The organism is Brachybacterium tyrofermentans (genome assembly GCF_014897585.1).
Taxonomy (GTDB): domain Bacteria; phylum Actinomycetota; class Actinomycetes; order Actinomycetales; family Dermabacteraceae; genus Brachybacterium; species Brachybacterium tyrofermentans.
Map to the genome: position 1 here is coordinate 1 of NZ_JABUXW010000047.1, position 15891 is coordinate 15891.

Annotated in this window: 18 protein-coding genes; 10 read left to right on the forward strand and 8 right to left on the reverse strand. The window is 65.9% G+C overall.

Annotation, left to right across the window (positions count from 1 at the left end):
* The first annotated feature begins 141 nt into the window (after positions 1 to 141).
* Positions 142 to 462 carry a histone-like nucleoid-structuring protein Lsr2 gene (locus INT49_RS19990; RefSeq protein ID WP_193107389.1) on the forward strand — a complete coding sequence of 107 codons (321 nt, stop codon included), beginning with the start codon at positions 142 to 144 and terminating at the stop codon, positions 460 to 462.
* Between the two features lie 40 nt (positions 463 to 502).
* On the opposite strand, the gene INT49_RS19995 is transcribed toward INT49_RS19990, so the two are convergent.
* From INT49_RS19995 to INT49_RS20005, 3 genes are all read right to left on the reverse strand, one after another.
* The gene (locus INT49_RS19995) at positions 503 to 1450 is read right to left on the reverse strand and encodes a tyrosine-type recombinase/integrase (protein ID WP_193107390.1); all 948 of its coding nucleotides are present in this window, start codon (positions 1448 to 1450) and stop codon (positions 503 to 505) included.
* A 153-nt stretch (positions 1451 to 1603) separates the two neighbouring features.
* The gene (locus INT49_RS20000) at positions 1604 to 1843 is read right to left on the reverse strand and encodes a hypothetical protein (RefSeq protein ID WP_193107391.1); all 240 of its coding nucleotides are present in this window, start codon (positions 1841 to 1843) and stop codon (positions 1604 to 1606) included.
* Positions 1840 to 2091, reverse strand: a complete 252-nt coding sequence (locus tag INT49_RS20005; protein WP_193107392.1) for a ribbon-helix-helix protein, CopG family — start codon at positions 2089 to 2091, stop codon at positions 1840 to 1842. The genes INT49_RS20000 and INT49_RS20005 overlap by 4 nt, the downstream gene beginning before the upstream one ends.
* 277 nt (positions 2092 to 2368) lie before the next feature.
* Between INT49_RS20005 and INT49_RS20010 the strand changes: the two genes are divergently transcribed.
* The 5 genes from INT49_RS20010 to INT49_RS20030 all read left to right on the forward strand — a co-directional run bounded on the left by INT49_RS20010 (position 2369) and on the right by INT49_RS20030 (position 6731).
* Complete coding sequence (locus INT49_RS20010; RefSeq protein WP_193107393.1) at positions 2369 to 2800, forward strand: Hsp20/alpha crystallin family protein; 432 nt, start codon at positions 2369 to 2371, stop codon at positions 2798 to 2800.
* Positions 2801 to 3147: 347 nt separating this feature from the next.
* Complete coding sequence (locus INT49_RS20015) at positions 3148 to 4155, forward strand: ABC transporter substrate-binding protein (RefSeq protein WP_193119506.1); 1008 nt, start codon at positions 3148 to 3150, stop codon at positions 4153 to 4155.
* Positions 4152 to 4925, forward strand: coding sequence for a class I SAM-dependent methyltransferase (locus INT49_RS20020; protein ID WP_193119507.1), 774 nt, complete (start codon positions 4152 to 4154; stop codon positions 4923 to 4925). The genes INT49_RS20015 and INT49_RS20020 overlap by 4 nt, the downstream gene beginning before the upstream one ends.
* Complete coding sequence (locus tag INT49_RS20025; protein ID WP_193119508.1) at positions 4897 to 5934, forward strand: FecCD family ABC transporter permease; 1038 nt, start codon at positions 4897 to 4899, stop codon at positions 5932 to 5934. Before INT49_RS20020 ends, INT49_RS20025 begins: the two co-directional genes overlap by 29 nt.
* Positions 5931 to 6731, forward strand: a complete 801-nt coding sequence (locus tag INT49_RS20030) for an ABC transporter ATP-binding protein (RefSeq protein ID WP_193107399.1) — start codon at positions 5931 to 5933, stop codon at positions 6729 to 6731. Before INT49_RS20025 ends, INT49_RS20030 begins: the two co-directional genes overlap by 4 nt.
* A gap of 182 nt (positions 6732 to 6913) precedes the next feature.
* Here the strand turns inward: INT49_RS20030 and INT49_RS20035 are convergent, their stop codons facing one another.
* The 4 genes from INT49_RS20035 to INT49_RS20050 form a co-directional block, all read right to left on the reverse strand.
* Positions 6914 to 7693: an ABC transporter ATP-binding protein gene (locus tag INT49_RS20035; protein WP_193119509.1), complete on the reverse strand. Its 780-nt coding sequence runs from the start codon at positions 7691 to 7693 to the stop codon at positions 6914 to 6916.
* The gene (locus tag INT49_RS20040; protein ID WP_193119510.1) at positions 7690 to 8796 is read right to left on the reverse strand and encodes a FecCD family ABC transporter permease; all 1107 of its coding nucleotides are present in this window, start codon (positions 8794 to 8796) and stop codon (positions 7690 to 7692) included. The genes INT49_RS20035 and INT49_RS20040 overlap by 4 nt, the downstream gene beginning before the upstream one ends.
* Positions 8793 to 9728, reverse strand: a complete 936-nt coding sequence (locus INT49_RS20045; RefSeq protein ID WP_193107407.1) for an iron chelate uptake ABC transporter family permease subunit — start codon at positions 9726 to 9728, stop codon at positions 8793 to 8795. The genes INT49_RS20040 and INT49_RS20045 overlap by 4 nt, the downstream gene beginning before the upstream one ends.
* Before the next feature lie 146 nt (positions 9729 to 9874).
* A complete protein-coding gene (locus tag INT49_RS20050; RefSeq protein ID WP_193119511.1) occupies positions 9875 to 10849 on the reverse strand; it encodes an ABC transporter substrate-binding protein in 975 nt (324 codons plus the stop codon).
* Between the two features lie 197 nt (positions 10850 to 11046).
* Here INT49_RS20050 and INT49_RS20055 point away from each other — a divergent pair, with 197 nt between their 5' ends.
* The gene (locus INT49_RS20055) at positions 11047 to 12036 is read left to right on the forward strand and encodes a siderophore-interacting protein (protein ID WP_193107403.1); all 990 of its coding nucleotides are present in this window, start codon (positions 11047 to 11049) and stop codon (positions 12034 to 12036) included.
* 248 nt (positions 12037 to 12284) lie between these two features.
* The gene (locus INT49_RS20060) at positions 12285 to 12578 is read left to right on the forward strand and encodes a hypothetical protein (RefSeq protein ID WP_193107404.1); all 294 of its coding nucleotides are present in this window, start codon (positions 12285 to 12287) and stop codon (positions 12576 to 12578) included.
* Positions 12579 to 12846: 268 nt separating this feature from the next.
* On the opposite strand, the gene INT49_RS20065 is transcribed toward INT49_RS20060, so the two are convergent.
* Complete coding sequence (locus INT49_RS20065; RefSeq protein WP_193119512.1) at positions 12847 to 13047, reverse strand: hypothetical protein; 201 nt, start codon at positions 13045 to 13047, stop codon at positions 12847 to 12849.
* 456 nt (positions 13048 to 13503) lie between these two features.
* On the opposite strand from INT49_RS20065, the gene INT49_RS20070 reads away from it, so the two are divergent.
* Both INT49_RS20070 and INT49_RS20075 read left to right on the forward strand, forming a co-directional pair.
* Complete coding sequence (locus tag INT49_RS20070) at positions 13504 to 14646, forward strand: AAA family ATPase (RefSeq protein ID WP_193107454.1); 1143 nt, start codon at positions 13504 to 13506, stop codon at positions 14644 to 14646.
* A gap of 301 nt (positions 14647 to 14947) precedes the next feature.
* A complete protein-coding gene (locus INT49_RS20075) occupies positions 14948 to 15763 on the forward strand; it encodes an abortive infection family protein (RefSeq protein ID WP_193119513.1) in 816 nt (271 codons plus the stop codon).
* The last annotated feature ends 128 nt before the right edge of the window (positions 15764 to 15891 follow it).

Consider the following 15891-nt stretch of genomic DNA (forward strand, 5'->3'; position numbering starts at 1 on the left):
AACACCGGCAACGACGCCGGTCGCCCCCGCTCACAACCCCGATGAAACATCGAGGCTAGGACGGAGCAGTAAGCAGGGTTCTTGGAGATCTGTTCGGTACTATCGCGCTATTCAGTCCAGAACCATGCAAGGAGCACAAGAATGGCGCGCAAGACTCAGGTAATCCTCACCGACGATACTGACGGCTCGGAAGCCACCGGCACGGTGAGCTTCGCCCTGGATGGCGTCTCTTACGAGATCGACCTCAACGACGACAACGCCCAGCAGATGCGCGAACAGCTCAGCGAATGGACCAGTAAAGCCCGCCGTGTCGGGGGACGACGTATCCCCGGCACCCGAGGTGTGGGTTCCTCAAGCGATGCTGGCAAGATTCGCGCCTGGGCGAACCAGAACGGTTACGAGGTCAGCGAACGGGGCCGTATTCCCAAGGAGATCCGCGACGCGTACGACGCAGCGCACTGACCGCACCGACCCGTCGAGAGCGGCGCTCAACTGGCTACGACTACTGGCCGGTGAGTAGACGCGCTGCTGACGGCGCTGCGGATGCGGCTCGGAGGTGCGCGGCGGAGGCTTTGAGGTAGATGCCGGTGGTGGCGATGCTCTCGTGGCCCAGGAGTTGCTGGACCTCGGAGATGGGAACACCAACGTCGACCATCGAGACGGCGTAGGTGTGGCGGAGCGCATGGGCTGCTTCACCGTCGGGTTTGACGATGCCGGCGCGTGCGTAGAGCCGATTGATCCGGTAGGAGATCGTGTCGCGGGTTAGTGCTCGGCCATCGGGTCGAATGAGCAGGGGAGTCGTGTCGGCATCGCCTGCGGCGTGCTCTGCCCGCCAGGCCAGGTAGATGTCGATCTGCGCGGCGACGCCGGGGTCTAAGGGGACGGTGCGTGCCTTGCGGCCTTTGCCGAGCACTCGCAGGGAGGGCTCGTCGCCCGGGCGGTAGTCCAGGAGGCGGAGGCCGGCGGCCTCGCTCGCGCGCAGTCCGCCGGCCGCCAGGATCAGCACGATCACCACGTCCAGCAGCGGCGCTGCCGGACGCGCCTTGGGGTCCTCGGCCTGCGCTGCGGCAAGGAGTGCAGAAATCTGGCCATCAGTGAACGCCACCGGCAGGCGTGATGGGGTGCGGGGTGCTTGGATCGCGGCCATAGGGTCTACTGGCAGACGGGACTCCAGGACGAGGTACCGGCACAGCCCGCGCAGAGTCGTCACCAGGCGACGGCGAGTGGCCGGTGCGAGCTCGGCGTTGTTCATCTCCGCCAGTGCAGCTTTGATCACCGGCCCCGTAAGGTCCTGCACCCGCACAACGGAGCCCAACTGTGCCTCCAGATAGCGTTTCCACGAGGCAAGATCGCCGCGATAGGCCTTCGCCGTCTCCACGCTGATCGTGCGACCAACGGCACGCCGCTCAGCGATCCAGTCCCGGGCCGCATCTTCGAAGAACTCGCTCATCCGCTCACGCTAGAGCGCGACCCGGCCCCGACCACGACGACACCCCGGCCTAGTACGCATAATCTTGATTATGCGCACTAGACGGGCGGCTCCCCCAAGGCGTCTCCGCTCGTGCGCCCACTCCGGGGCTGCCGGCCTCGCGGCGGGATCGGATTACGAGATGAGCGTGAGGTACTGCTTGCGGGCGCGCATCGAGTGGATGATCTCCTCGGTGCCGTCATCCCAGATCAACACCACCAGCTCGAGAAGACGGGCATGAGTGTCGAACCCCAGGCGCAGCTCGCGTTGCGGGTTCTCCTCATCCAGTGGCGCTACGTAGACCGCAGTGCTGGCCGCGTGAATGGACTCCTCGGGAGCAATGTCGTGCTTGAGCGCTGAGGGCCGGACCCTCACGCGGTCGTCCACTCTCGCACTGCTCGACGGATCGCTTCGGAGCGATTCAGGTGCTCGCGATCAGCGCGCTGCATCAGCGAGGAAATCTCTTCGTCGGTGAATCGCACCGGCACAACCTGTGCCGCTTGCTCACCGCGAGTGGGCCGTCCGCGCTTGCGCAGCTGCTCCACGTCGTAGCCAGCTTCGGCTTCAGCAACCCAGGCATCGACCTGATCCTCGGGGACCTCATTACCTTGCATCTTCCTCATGCCGGATATTGTAATACGTATATCGATGGCATAGTTAGCCCGGGCCATGCGCGACCTAAGCACAATGGGCTGCACAAGCCGTCGTTCACCGAGGCGCGCGGCGCACCCGGGGGCGCCCGACCCTGCTGTGGGAGGGCAGCTAAAGCAGCCGCTATGGGCAGATTTCAAGGCTGGCACTCTCCGGGGGAGAGTGCTAATCTGCTCGCAGTTGAGTCGAAGGGACTCAAGGTTGGTAGGCCACCATTCCCGGAGGTGGCCGCGACAGGAAGGAGACATCATGGCTACCTACGACCCGTTCCGTGAGATGGAGCGTCTCGCGAGCAACTTCCTCGACCCCGGGCGACGGGGCCCTCGGCAGATGCCGATGGACCTGTATCGCGCCGGCGATCACTACGTTCTCTCCGCTGACCTGCCGGGCATCGATCCCGGGTCCGTCGATGTCGATGTCGATGGACAGCTGCTGACCATTCGCGCCGAGCGGACCCTCGCGACCGATGAGCAGGCGCAGTGGATCACCCGCGAGCGCACGGGAGGAACCTTCCTGCGCCAGCTCAGCCTCGGACAGGGACTGGACACCGAGCGCATCGCCGCGAGCTACGACAACGGCGTGCTCAGCGTGACGATCCCGATCAGCGAGAAGGCCAAGCCCCGCAAGATCGAGATCACCACGCAGAACACTCCCCAGCAGATCGAATCCTCAGCGACCTGATCACTCGATCACCCTCACCGAAGGCCCCCGGCTCCCCGCGAAGCCGGGGGCCTTCCGGCGCTCAGGAAGCCAAACAACCGGAACCGCCGCCCACTTACTCGCGATGATGATCAGCACGGTGCCGAGCTGCGCAAGCAACAGGTCCGCATAACTTCGACTATGCGCATCAGCTTCCGGGGCTCCCCGATCGACCATCCCCCACCCGCAGCGGAGCGACGGATGGGTTGCCGAGGACGACAGGCGTGGAGATTAACGTACGGCGCGGCGAGGCGCCGGTGTCGTACGGATCACCTCAACTCGAGGCCTACCTGTGGTCAGAGCCTCCATGCGCGACATATACTCATGTCATGCGAATGTTTCCCATTACCCGTATGGCTGTGGTGGCATCTGTTGTGGTGCTCGCGGCTTGCAGTTCCCCCTCGGCCGACCCCTCCTCTGATGACAGCGTGGCAGCGGCTCAGCTGACCAGCTGCGGGCTTGAACTGGCGTTCGATCGCGTGCCCACGCGTGCGGTCACGCTGGAGCAGGGATCGACCGAGATGATGTTGGCGCTCGGGCTTGGTGACTCGATGGCGGGTACCAGCTACCTGAATGACGCTGTCGCGCCGGAGTTCGCAGATGCTTATGAGCAGATCCCGGTACTGGCCGATCAGTACCCGACGGCGGAGCAGTTTCGCGGGGCGGATCCGGACTTTGTCTACTCGATGCGGGCCTCTGCGTTTGCCCCCGATGCGGTGGGAGAACGCAGCGAGTTGCGTGACCTGGAGGTCCCGGCGTATCTGTCGTCGAACGACTGCGAGGACCCGAACTTGGTCTCTGCCGAAGGAGGCTTCGAGCAGATCTTCGCTGAGGTGACCGATATCGCGACGATCTTCGATGTGGCCGACCGGGGCGAGGATCTGATCGACGCGCAGCAGGAGGTTTTGGATCAGGTGGCTGCCTCGGCTCAGGCTCTGGACGGGGTGGAGGTGGCCTGGATCTACTCCACTTATCACGGCGCTCCCATCGTGGCCGGAAATGCCGGCCTACCGCAGACGATGACCGAGCTCGCCGGCGCCGAGAACGCCTTCGATGATCTGGACGCCCAGTGGACCGAGACCAGCTGGGATCAGATCTCCCAGCGTGATCCTGATGTGCTGGTGTTGGCTGACCTCTCTCGCGGCCTGGACGGCGACAGCGCACAGGACAAGATCAAGACCCTGCGTGCTGACCCGGTCACCGCGCAGCTCGCTGCGGTGCGGGAGGACCGGATGGTCGTGATCCCAGCTACCGAGATGGATTCGTCCGTGCGAAGCATCAATGGGCTGGAGACGTTGTTAGAAGCATTGGTCGAGCTTGAGGGGGCTCACCGATGAGCAGGGGTGTCGATGCTGTGGCCGAGTGGGCCCGCGATCATCTGGAGAGCTGGGACCGGCAGCAGGCCTCGTACATCAACCGGCGCGAGGACCGGTTCGCCGTGATGCTCGACGTGCTGGCCGAGACGGTTCCCGAGGACGCTTTGGTAGTGGACCTCGCATGCGGTCCGGGGTCGATCTCGGATCGGGTACTGCGGAGATTCCCGCGGATGAGCTGTCTTGCTGTCGATTACGACCCGATGCTGCTCGAGCTCGGTCGACTCGCCCTGGCCGAGCACGGTGATCGGGTGACCTTCCGCGAGGCGGATCTCTGGGACCCGACGTGGATTGAGGCTCTGGGTGGTCGGCGGCCGCACGCGGTGCTGTCCTCGACCGCGTTGCACTGGCTGCCGGCCGATGTGCTGAGCCGGGTCTACCGCGAGGTGGGCGAGCTTCTGCTCCCTGGCGGTGTGCTGATGAACGCCGATCATCTGCGTCAGCTCGAGGGGCGTCCGTTGTTCGAAGAGCTGAGTCGCCGGGATGACGCGGCTACCCAGGCTCGCGATCAGGCATCCGGCGCGCTGACCTGGGACACTTGGTTTTCTCGAATCGCTGATCACCCTCACTTCGCGCCCCTTCGTTCCGAACGGGAGCGCCGCTTCGCGAACAGACCGCCGAACCCGGATCTGAGCGCCGCGTTCCATGTCGCCGCGATGCGTGCCGCGCAGTTCCGCGAGGCGGGGCCGATCTGGCAGCACCTCAATGACTTCGTCATCCTCGCGCAGCGCTGAGCGGGTTCGCCAGATCGCGACGGTACTCGGCGCGTGGCTGGTGCTCGTCGCAGGCGTTCTTGTGTCGATCGTGGTCGGTGGCGGTGAGATCGGATGGTCAGAGACGCTGCGATCGCTAGGGAGCCACATCGGCCTGCCGGTGGAGCCGTTGTCGACGTTGGCCGATTCGGTGATCTGGCAACTTCGAGCCCCCCGTGCGCTCATGGCTGCGGTGGCCGGTGCTGGTCTAGCGACCTGCGGCGCGCTCTTGCAGGCGGTCACCCGAAATGCGTTGGCGGAGCCCTACCTTCTGGGCATCTCCTCGGGGGCCTCGACCGGGGCTGTTTTGGTGATGGTCACCGGGCTCGGCGCGGGGGCACTTTCCCTGGCGGCGGGCGCCCTGGTCGGCGGGTTGGTCGCTTTCGGGCTGGTCCTCGCCCTGCTCGGGCAGCACGCCTCAAACACGGGACGACTGGTCCTGACCGGGGTCGTGGTCGGGCAGCTTTTCACCGCGATGACATCGTTGGTTCTGCTCGGGTGGGGCGACGCGGACGCCGCGCGTGCCTTGACGTACTGGCTGACCGGGTCACTGGCAGCCGCGCGCTGGCCTGCTGTCGCGTTATGTGTCGGGGTAACCGTCATTGCCCTGGTGGTGGCACGACTTATCGCATCCGACCTCGATGCCTTCGCTTTCGGTGCCGTTGCCTCCGCTTCGCTCGGGGTGCCTGTGACCGCGGTGCGGAGCATCGCGCTGGTCGCCACCGCTGCGGTGACGGCGGTCGTGGTGTCCGCTGTGGGGGCGATCGGTTTCGTCGGCTTGATCGTCCCGCATGCGGTCCGTGCCCTGATCGGTCCCCAGCATCGGCGTCTGTTGCCCGCCAGTGCGTTCGGTGGCGCAGTCTTTCTCCTGCTAGCTGACCTGGTTGGGCGGATAGTTCTCGCTCCGCGGGAGCTGCCTGTGGGAGTGATCACTGCACTGATCGGTGTTCCGGCCTTCTTGATCGTCTTGCGCCGTAAGGAGCGGACATGACCCTGTCGCTACACGGCGAGCAACTCACCTACTCGGTACGGGGACGCCTACTGCCGATCCTGGACGGGATCGACTTCACTGCTACCCAAGGCAAGGTCACGGGGCTACTTGGCCCGAACGGCTCCGGCAAGTCGACGCTGCTCCATATCCTGGCGGGCGTGTCCGCTCCCACATCCGGGCAGGTAAGAGTCGGAGATCGACCATTGAAGGAGCTCCCTCGCAGGGACCGAGCCCGTCAGCTGGCCATGATGGAGCAAGCCAGCGACACCGACACCGATCTCACTGTCGCCGATGTTGTCGCCCTAGGCAGACTGCCCCACCGAGCACGCCTAGCCCTCGAGAGCCCGCACGACGTCGATGCCTGCGACCTGGCATTGAGCTCAGTGGGGATGACGGGAACCGAGCGCCGGCGCTGGCGGACCTTGTCCGGTGGAGAGCGCCAACGAGTACACGCAGCCCGTGCACTGGCACAAGAACCCGCCGTGCTACTGCTGGATGAGCCGACAAATCACCTGGACATCAAACACCAGCACCAGCTGCTGTCAATGCTGAACCAGCTGACGAGCGGTGGTCTGACGGTCGTTGTAGTCCTGCACGATCTCTCGCTGGCAGCCCAATACTGCGACCAAGCGGTGGTCCTGGATAGCGGCCGAGTCCACGCAGCGGGTGAGATCGCCGAGGTGCTGACCTCCACAACCCTACGCAAGGTCTTCGGCGTCGAAGCACAGATCGCGCGTGCAGGCGAACGCCTGTCGGTCCAGATCCTTGGGGTCACCGGGCCGCTACCCGCTGCCTGACCGGCTCCGCCCAAGCCACAGGCTGGTTACCCCTGATGCCACCGGCTACCGCGGGGCGTGCTCCCGTGCCAACGAGACCCAAAGGTCGGGCGAGCGCTCAGTAGGGCGCATACCTCTGATTATGCGCACTGAGCGCAATCGTCCCCGATCGCTTCTGAGCCCCGAGTAGCGTGCTCCCCCGCCTATGTAGCGGTGGGGATGACCAGTGGGGTGCCCGTGACGGGGTCATCGATGACCATGGCGGGAAGGTCGAAGACGTCCCTGACCAGGTCGGCGTCGATGATGTCTTTCGGTGCTCCGCGGGCCACGATGCGGCCATCGCGCATCGCGACGATGTGGGAGGCGTAGCGGCAGGCGTGGTTGAGGTCGTGGAGGACCGCGACGACGGTGCTTCCACCGCGGTGGAGCTTTGAGCACAGGTTCAGGACGGCGATCTGGTGAGCGATGTCGAGGAAGGTAGTGGGTTCGTCTAGGAGGAGGAGGTCGGTCTCCTGGGCGAGGACCATCGCGATCCACACGCGTTGGCGTTGTCCCCCGGACAGTTCGTCCACGAGGCGGTAGGCGAGGTCTGTCGTGCCGGTCGCCTCGAGCGCCTGGTCGATGACCTCGAGGTCGTGGGGGGTGTTACGGGCCAGGAACCCTCGGTGGGGGAAGCGACCACGAGCGACGAGGTCTCGGACGCGGATGCCGTCCGGGGCGATCGCGCTCTGCGGCAGAAGGCCGAGGATGCGCGCGATCGCGCGGGAAGACATGTCCTCAAGGTTCCTGCCATCGAGGCTGACGATGCCTGCTGTGGGTTTTAGGAGGCGGGCCATCGACCGCAGCAGAGTGGATTTGCCACAGGCGTTGGGGCCGATGATGACGGTGAACGAGCCGTCGGTGACGGAGATGTCGAGGTCCTGAATAACGCTGCGGTCGCCGTAGCCAATGGTGGCGTGGTCGACCTGGAGGCGTGTGGTCATGACCGTCCCTTCCGTCCTTCGTGGATGAGGAGCCAGACGAGGTAGGCCCCGCCGAGCGATACCGTGACGACGCCGACGGGTAATGGTGTCTGGGGGTGGATGCGTTGGGCAATGTAGTCGCTGCCCAGCAGGAGGAACGCTCCGACAAGGGCAGCGGGGCCGATGGCGACGCCACTGTCGTGGGTCAGGCGCCGAGCGATCTGGGGGGCCGCCAACGCCACGAACGAGATCGGGCCTGCGACCGAGGCGACGACCGCGACGGCGGAGATCCCCACGACGATGAGCAGGATGCGAGTGGTCTCGGTCCGGATGCCCAGCGAGGTCGAGAGGTCATCCCCCATCTCCAGCAAATGCATCCGCTCGGAGAGCACCGTGGCGAAGACTGCGATGAGGAGGACGGCCACGGCGGAGAGGCGGACGTGGCTCCAGGACAGACCGTTGAGGGATCCTGCTCCCCAGATCGCGACGCGCATGGCGTCCTCCACCTCCGCGCGCAGGATGATCCAGGTGTTGACCGCTGAGAGCATCGCGGAGACACCGATACCGACGATGATCAGACGGAACCCGGGGAGCCCGGCTCGGGCACCCGTTCCCCGGGTGCGGGCCAGCAGGTAGACCGCGAAAGCGGTGAGGATCCCACCGAGGAGAGCGCCGCCGGCGGTGCCCAGCGAGGACCCGCCGAGGAACAGGATGACGACCAGCGCGCCCGTGTAGGAGCCGGTGCCGAACCCGATGATGTCCGGGCTTCCCAGCGGGTTGCGGGTGAGGGACTGGAAGATCGCGCCGCCGATACCGAGGGATGCCCCGAGCAGGACAGCGACCAGTGCTCGCGGTAGCCGCCACTGCCGGACGACCAGGATGTCGCCGGCGTCCCCAGTCCCCAGGAGCGCGCCGATGACGCGGCCGGCGGGGATGGGGACCTCACCGGTCCCGACGGATACGACGAGCACGAGGGCAGCCGCCAGGAGAATCACGAGCGTGACAATCGCCTTGCGAACCGTCAGGTGCAGGACACCCCCGAGGCGGGTGGGGACGGGGATCACCCGGGGCCCCCGTGCCTTCGGTGTCCTCGTGGTGGTTGCGTGGGTTGTCGGTGTGGTCATAGGCCTGACACCGCCCGGGTACGGACCATGGCGATCAGCACGGGCGCGCCGAGGAACGCGGTGACGACTCCGACGGGCATGCCACCGGGGGTCGCTACGCGCGCGAGGACATCGGCGCCGAGGATTAGGCAGGGGCCGGCCAGTGCCGAGAGTCCGAGGATCCACCCCTGGTGGGGGCCCACGATCCACCGGATGATGTGAGGCACCATGAGGCCGACGAATCCGATGGGACCGGCGATCGCCGTGGCAGCACCGCAGGCCGTGGTGATGCCCAGGATCCCCAAGAGGCGCGCCCGCAAGAGCGGGACGCCGAGCGTGGTGGCGAGATCATCTCCCAGGGCGATGGAGCTGAGGTAGCGCGCTGCGGCGGCGGCGGCAAGCAACCCGATCGCGACGAACGGGAGGGCCTGCAGCGTCGGCCCTATACCCCGCACGGCGAGGGAGCCGGCGCTCCAGGTGCGCATCGCATCGAACGCTCGGACATCCAACAGCGTGATCGCCGTGGTCAGGCCCGTCATGACCGCGGCGAAAGCCACGCCGGCCAGGGTCAGTCGGATGGGGTCGGCGCCCCCGCGGCCGGCCGCCCCGATGGCAAGGACAGCCACCGTCGCGATGAACGCCCCGATCACGGCGCACCACAACTGGCCCTGCATCCCGCCGATACCGAGCAGGGACACGCCGGCAGCAACCGCTACCGCGGCTCCGGCGTTGACCCCGAGGATGCCGGGATCGGCCAGTGGGTTACGTGTGAGGGCCTGGACGAGGGCTCCGGCAACCGCGATCGCGGCCCCCACCGCGACCCCGGCAACCGTGCGTGGAACCCGGGAGCCCCACACCACCTGATGATCGATCACGGACATGTCCGTGGATAGGAGCGCGTCCACGACTGTCCCGGGTGAGATCGAGCGGTCCCCCACCACGAGGCTTGCCATCACCGCGACGACAGTGAGAGCGCCGAGGGCGGGAGGGGCGATCGCCCGGATCACGGGTGGCCGTGAGACCACCTCGAGCTGCTGCGTGGCATCGGCGGGGGGTGTTGGGTGGGTGGCCGCGGGGTGGCGAGAGGCCCGTGGGGACGTCACGGGATGATGCGCTCGGAGTCCTCCAGGACGGCCGCGAGCTCGTTCAGCCACGCGGTCTGCGCGACGTAGGTGTAGGCCCGCTTGTCGTCCCAGGTTCCGATCTGGTCGGCCTCGACGGCGGGCAGGGACAGCCACAGCGGGTTCTCCTCGTACCCGACCGACGTCTCGGCCTGAAGGATCACATCGGCGGGGTAGTCCGCGATGCTCTCCCAACTCACCTCGGCCCAGGAGGACTCCTCCGGGGCCTCGGGGCCCACGAGCGCCACGCCATCCTCAGCGAGCATGTTCAGCACGCCAAGGGTGGTGCTGGTGTAGATGACGTCTCCGGTGGTGTTGAACGCCAGGACTGTCAGGTCCGGCTTCTGTCCGGTGACCGTCCGGAGCCGCTCACGAGCGGCATTGAAGTCCTCTTCGGCCGTCGCGATCTCGCTTCCGTCGCTGTCGGCCCCCAGCGCCTGGGCCAGGGCACGGTATTCTTGGATCATCTCCGGCGGAGTTCCACCCATGCGAATGGGCAGGAACGGCGCGACCTCGGTGGCCTGGTCCCTCACCTCGTCCTCCCACCAGGTCCACCCCGTTCCCTCCTGGTTCCCGACCCCGATGATGAGGTCAGGCGCTGCAGCAGCGAGCTTCTCAAGGCTGAGCTCACCCTCGAGCCCCAGGACATTCAGCGCATCAAGATCCAGGTCCCCTTTGCCCGACCCTGTGGCGCCGAACCCGAAAACCCCGACCGGCTCGATGCCGTACGGCTGCAGCGCCGCCGCGGAGTAGATGTCCGCGACGATCCTCACCGGGGCCTGGTCCAACGAAATCGTGACCCCGTCGTAGTTCGCGGGAGTAAAGGAGAAAGCCTGCTCACCACCAGGGCCGGGGTCCTGTTCACTGGCGGACTCGGACCCCGAACACGCGGCGAGACCGAGCACGCTCAGGCCCGAGAGGCTGGACAGGGTGAGGAAGCGACGACGCTGCATCGGACTCTTTCGATCGGGATGGGGCCACCTCGCTGATGAACCAGCGAGAGGACACGTAGGACAAAGTGGAGCCCGCGCAAGTGCGCTGCGACCACACCATGGCTAGTGCAAGGATAGGCTAACCTAAGTAACACAGGTCGGCCTCCACTCACGTGATGGCACCCGTCCCGACCTGCCCCGACGTTCAGGAGCACCCCATGCCACGCCCGACGGCTACCGCGTTCGAGGCCGAGGTCACCGCGATCGAGGACCTCAGTCACTCCTTCCGCCGAGTCACGCTCAGTGGCGCCGGGATGGAGGGCTTTGGCATCGAACATCACCCCCAAGACCTCCGCTTCAAATTGATCATCCCGCCCGGCGACGGCGCCCCAACGTTCGATCTCCCCTCGTTCCTCGCCAACCACGAGGATCCTTCGCTGTCCTGGTACCAGGCGTGGCTACAGCTCGACGAGGACGTGCGTGGATCCATGCGCACCTACACCGTGCGGGAGTGGCGCGACGCCGAGCGTGAACTGATCGTCGACATGGTCCTGCACACCAGCGAAGCCAGCGATGGGGGTCCTGCGAGCAACTGGGCCACCGCAGCGGAGATCGGTAGCCGCCTGCACGTGATCGGACCCGCTCGAGATGTGCCCCGAGGTCGAGGTGGCATCGAGTTCGATCCCGGCACGGCCCGTCACCTCCTGCTCGCCGGTGACGAGACCGCCGTCCCGGCCATCGCCTCGATCCTCGAGTCCCTCACCCAGCCCCCATTCGCCGCAGAAACCCTCACCGGACACGTGATCCTCGAAGTCCCGCACGCCGGAGACATCCTCACGCTCGACGTCCCCGCCGGCATGGAGGTGACCTGGCTCGTTCGAGGTGAACGCGACCACGGTGACCTCATGCGCGCAGCCGTCCGCGAGACCGTCCAGCCCGCTCCCGATAGCGACGCCCAGGCAGTTGACCTCGACGACATCGATATCGACGCGACCATCCTGTGGGACGTCCCTCGGGCCCTGAGCGGCGCAGCCCGCAACAGCGGGACCGACACTCCCCAGGGTGAGCGCCCGTTCTACGCCTGGATCGCTGGTGAAGCCGCCGCCGTCAAAGATATCCGGCGCTACCTTGTCCAGGACATCGGGATTGACCGCCGCCAGGTCGCATTCATGGGCTACTGGCGAAAAGGCCGCGCCGAGGGTTCCTAACCCACCCCAGGAGGAATAAGCGCATGGGGAGGCGCCGTGGGTGCAGCAACAGGGGCGCCTACCGCTGTTTCGCAGTTCTCGGAGCGATGGGGGGGGGTGACTCGGGGTCCGGCTCTCCTGATCGCCGCGCGTAGTGCTCGGCCCGTCGGACGCGGAGCCAACCGCAACGCCTCTCATACACTCAATGACGTCCCATCTGGCCAAATAGGGGTACGCAGGATAGGCCGACCACAGCGAGAGGACACCTAGTGAGCACGCCGAGTGAGCGCCTCGAGGCAGAAATCTGGCTCGAGGCAAACTCCCCCGAGGTGGCGCCGGAGGCGAAAGACAGGTTCTTCGCCGCAGTGCATGAGTACTACACCCAGTACCCCACCGCCGACCGCAGGCCCGACATAGCCGCGATCCTCCGCGAGGATGACGAGGCGTTCACACTGATCCTCCGCGCCGTCCTATCCGAGGACGCATCTCGGGCACCTGCTGCCGAGGACGTCCCCGCGGTCCCCAGCGCGAGCTATTCACACATCGGTGCTGAATCGCCCTAACGACCGTTGCCGTTGGCGACCCTCCGTAGTCGTTCGGCGTCTCAACCTGCCAGAGGTACCCCTGCAGAGAAAGGTAACGGTGGATGATCACGGACGATCACTAACCAGCGCCACTCGAGCGACCCGTCCTCCCACCGTGCCGACCCCACCACTCGGAGTATGCGCAGCATGGCGGGTGGAGGTGAGCCGCAGGGTCAGGTTCCCCTTCATGGGGTGCACGGATCGCGCCCCCGCACTCCCCCGACAACGTCTACGGGTGTCGCCGCCATTACGGCCCCACAGGCGTGGGTGCGTGCAACTCGGTGCTTGTGAGGCCAACCTCGGCGAGGGCCGCCCCCAGGGTTATGAACGGAAACGGGCCGACCGTCACTTCATCCCGGGCGCTGGTGCAGGTGATCCATGCGCCCTCGGCGTTCGTGGTAATCGTGAGCGCGTCACCATCGCGGTCAGTGAACTCGCTGATGATCATGGATCCTCCGGGCAGCGCTCATAGATTCGAGCAGGTGTCATAAGGGCGGCGGCGAAACTCCACCACCCTGGTCGCCGACCATCGACCTGCCAGTTCGGGGCGAACCACCATTCGGATTGCGACAAAATCTGCCGACTCCCGGCAGCGCGAGGCCGCCCGGAGCATTAGGACCCCTCACGGCCAGCGGGGCGTCAGGACCGTGCTCGGCGTACTGTCCCGGAAGGGTCGACAACCTACCTATCGGTGCACGCCTTCGTGCAACGCGTCGGAACGTCAGAGCCAGAATCGCGGCCATGAAAACGCCGAGCGACCCATGGTTCGAGAACGATGCGCCGACGCAGTCAATGCCGCGTCGCCACCAGGGTGGCGTCTGACCGGCGCGCGAGACTAGTGTTGCCACGACCCGGCAGCCTTTTGATCCCTTTGCATTCGAGCGTATTCCTTTATACTCTTTGGATGTTGCGAAACTTGTTCAGGCCATCGTTCGGCACCTACCCCCACCTCCTGGTAGGCCGCGATCAGCTGCTCGACGAATTCGAGGACACCTTCGACGGGCTCCTCGATCCCGCCGGTCTGACGATCCTCCTGTCCGGGCAGCGAGGGATGGGAAAGACCGTGCTGCTCGACTCATACCGGCGAGCCGCTGAGACCGCAGGCTGGCTGGTCATCACCGAGAGCTCCAGCAACGGGCTCCTCGAGCGCCTCACCCGAGACCACCTCCCGCGCCTGCTCCAGAAGCACTCCGACAAGTTGCCGTCGCAGCTCGAGTCCGCGAGTGGCACCATCGGTCCCCTCGGAGGCGGTGCGTCCTGGACCGAGCGCTACCCCGCTGAGTCCACCCTCCGCTCCCAGATCACCGAGCTCACCGATGCCCTCCAGCCCTCCGGTCGAGGCCTCGTGATCACGATCGACGAGGTCCAGGCCACCGATATCGAAGATCTCCGCAAGCTAGGCGAGATCATCCAGTACGGCCGTCGAGAGGAACGACTGCTCGCTTTCGCGGCCGCGGGGCTCTCCACTCCCATCGAGGAACTCCTCGACCATCCCGGGGCGACGTTCCTGCGCCGCGCAGAGCACCACCCCATCGGCCGCGTGAGCCGCGCTGATGTTCGAGCCGCCCTCGCGGGAACGATCGCCGATAGTGGCCGCGAGATCGACATTCAAGCCCTCGACGTCGCAGCTGACGCCGTCGACGGATACCCGTTCATGATCCAGCTGGTGGGCTACCACGCCCTCAAAGCCCACCAGACCGCCGACACCGTGACTCCCGAGGACGTGACCGCCGGGATCACAGCCGCCCAACGGCGCCTCGGCCGACACGTCCATACCCCCGCCCTGCGGCCGCTATCGAGCGTTGATCGCACATACCTGCTCGCCATGGCCCAAGACAACGGCCCATCCCGCACCGGGAAGATCGCTGAGCGCATGGGCGTGAGCGCCCAATACGCCGGCGAGTACCGCCGACGGCTCATCCGCGACGGCATCATCGAAGCCGCTGGCCACGGACAAGTCCGCTTCACCATCCCCTACACCGCCGACCACCTACGCGAGCACGCCGCCCACAACGCCCTGGAAGGCCTCACCGACGAGGACGCCTGACCCATCCCAGCCAGCCTCCCCTCCCATGGTGCGAAGAGACCCTCAAAAACCCGCTGAACTGCAACCGACCAGGAAGATCGCATAACTTCTATTATACGTACTAAAAAAGGAACTCTGATTCCTCGGGCCTGGAGTGGCGGGAAAGCCCGGGCTGGAGGCATGCCTGCGGGGTTGCGGCGGGCAAGAACACCCGTCACGGACACCGAGGGTCGCCGCCCCAGCGGCGCAAGCCTGCTACCGGTTCGTCCTATCGATGCCTATAGGGCAGCAGAAAGAGCGGCGCGCACGAGACACTGGGAGGATGGCACCGTCTTGGACATTCGACACAGCCCACGCCCTCCGGTTGCTGATGGAGGATTCGTGGTACCCATCGCACACCGGGCTCGACGACATATTCTCTCGGCGGGACATCGATGTTCCGCGAGTTGATGAGCGTGGGGAAAACCTGAATAAGCCCCGCCGGCTACGCGCTGCGTTCGAGGCCGCAGACGCTCAGGGCGAGGGCGCCGTAAAATGGTTCGTGAACGACATTGTCGAGGAGATGCGCTTCCAAAACGTGTTCGCCCAACCTACCCCGGGGCGACTCGAGCTTATTGAGAAGTTGCGCAGCGCACTTGCTGCCGCCGGAGCGACCCTTGACACCGATGGGCGTATCCAGTCGAAATTTGTGGGCCCGAATATCGCCGCAGGGGGCCGTGAGACAGTCGATCGCCTACAAGCTCTACTTCGCAGGGATAATCTAGATCCGGCCTCGATTCTTGGCACATCAAAGGACCTGCTCGAGGCAACGGCAAAGCATCTGCTGCACGAGCACGAACCCGACGCCCGTCCGGGCGACATGCCGGGGATCGTGCCGCAGGCGATGAGAGCTGCCGGCCTGGCAACGAGGCCTGGCGAGATCGCCAGCCCAAACGCGAAGGCGATCGCTGGGCTACGAGACCAGGTAGTCAAGACAGCGGCGGCTGTAGCCCCGTTGCGCAACAAGGGCGGGGACGGACACGGGCACCTCGAGCCCACGGACGTCAGCCCGCAGCTCGCCGACTACATCCGGCACCTGACACTCGCTGCGGTCGCTTACTTGCTCTCCTCCGTAGACGGGAGTCCACACGAGATCTAGCAAAGACGCCGATGCACTCGTACGCGCGGAGACGATCGCTAGACCAGCTCGCTGGCGGCAGTCCCAGCCTTAGCCTCGATCTTTCATGGGGTCGGTAGGTCCGCTCGGTCGGCGTCGTTGCCGATCTT

Bases quoted from the DNA above. Each gene is read 5' to 3' on its own strand.
- INT49_RS20035 (WP_193119509.1), bottom strand. From the start codon at position 7,693: ATGACCACACGCCTCCAGGTCGACCACGCCACCATTGGCTACGGCGAC.
- INT49_RS20030 (WP_193107399.1), top strand. From the start codon at position 5,931: ATGACCCTGTCGCTACACGGCGAGCAACTCACCTACTCGGTACGGGGA.
- INT49_RS20075 (WP_193119513.1), top strand. From the start codon at position 14,948: ATGGCACCGTCTTGGACATTCGACACAGCCCACGCCCTCCGGTTGCTG.
- INT49_RS19995 (WP_193107390.1), bottom strand. From the start codon at position 1,450: ATGAGCGAGTTCTTCGAAGATGCGGCCCGGGACTGGATCGCTGAGCGG.
- INT49_RS20045 (WP_193107407.1), bottom strand. From the start codon at position 9,728: ATGGCAAGCCTCGTGGTGGGGGACCGCTCGATCTCACCCGGGACAGTC.
- INT49_RS20020 (WP_193119507.1), top strand. From the start codon at position 4,152: ATGAGCAGGGGTGTCGATGCTGTGGCCGAGTGGGCCCGCGATCATCTG.
- INT49_RS20065 (WP_193119512.1), bottom strand. From the start codon at position 13,047: ATGATCATCAGCGAGTTCACTGACCGCGATGGTGACGCGCTCACGATT.
- INT49_RS20005 (WP_193107392.1), bottom strand. From the start codon at position 2,091: ATGAGGAAGATGCAAGGTAATGAGGTCCCCGAGGATCAGGTCGATGCC.
- INT49_RS20050 (WP_193119511.1), bottom strand. From the start codon at position 10,849: ATGCAGCGTCGTCGCTTCCTCACCCTGTCCAGCCTCTCGGGCCTGAGC.
- INT49_RS20040 (WP_193119510.1), bottom strand. From the start codon at position 8,796: ATGACCACACCGACAACCCACGCAACCACCACGAGGACACCGAAGGCA.
- INT49_RS20025 (WP_193119508.1), top strand. From the start codon at position 4,897: ATGACTTCGTCATCCTCGCGCAGCGCTGAGCGGGTTCGCCAGATCGCG.
- INT49_RS20070 (WP_193107454.1), top strand. From the start codon at position 13,504: ATGTTGCGAAACTTGTTCAGGCCATCGTTCGGCACCTACCCCCACCTC.
- INT49_RS20010 (WP_193107393.1), top strand. From the start codon at position 2,369: ATGGCTACCTACGACCCGTTCCGTGAGATGGAGCGTCTCGCGAGCAAC.
- INT49_RS20015 (WP_193119506.1), top strand. From the start codon at position 3,148: ATGCGAATGTTTCCCATTACCCGTATGGCTGTGGTGGCATCTGTTGTG.
- INT49_RS19990 (WP_193107389.1), top strand. From the start codon at position 142: ATGGCGCGCAAGACTCAGGTAATCCTCACCGACGATACTGACGGCTCG.
- INT49_RS20055 (WP_193107403.1), top strand. From the start codon at position 11,047: ATGCCACGCCCGACGGCTACCGCGTTCGAGGCCGAGGTCACCGCGATC.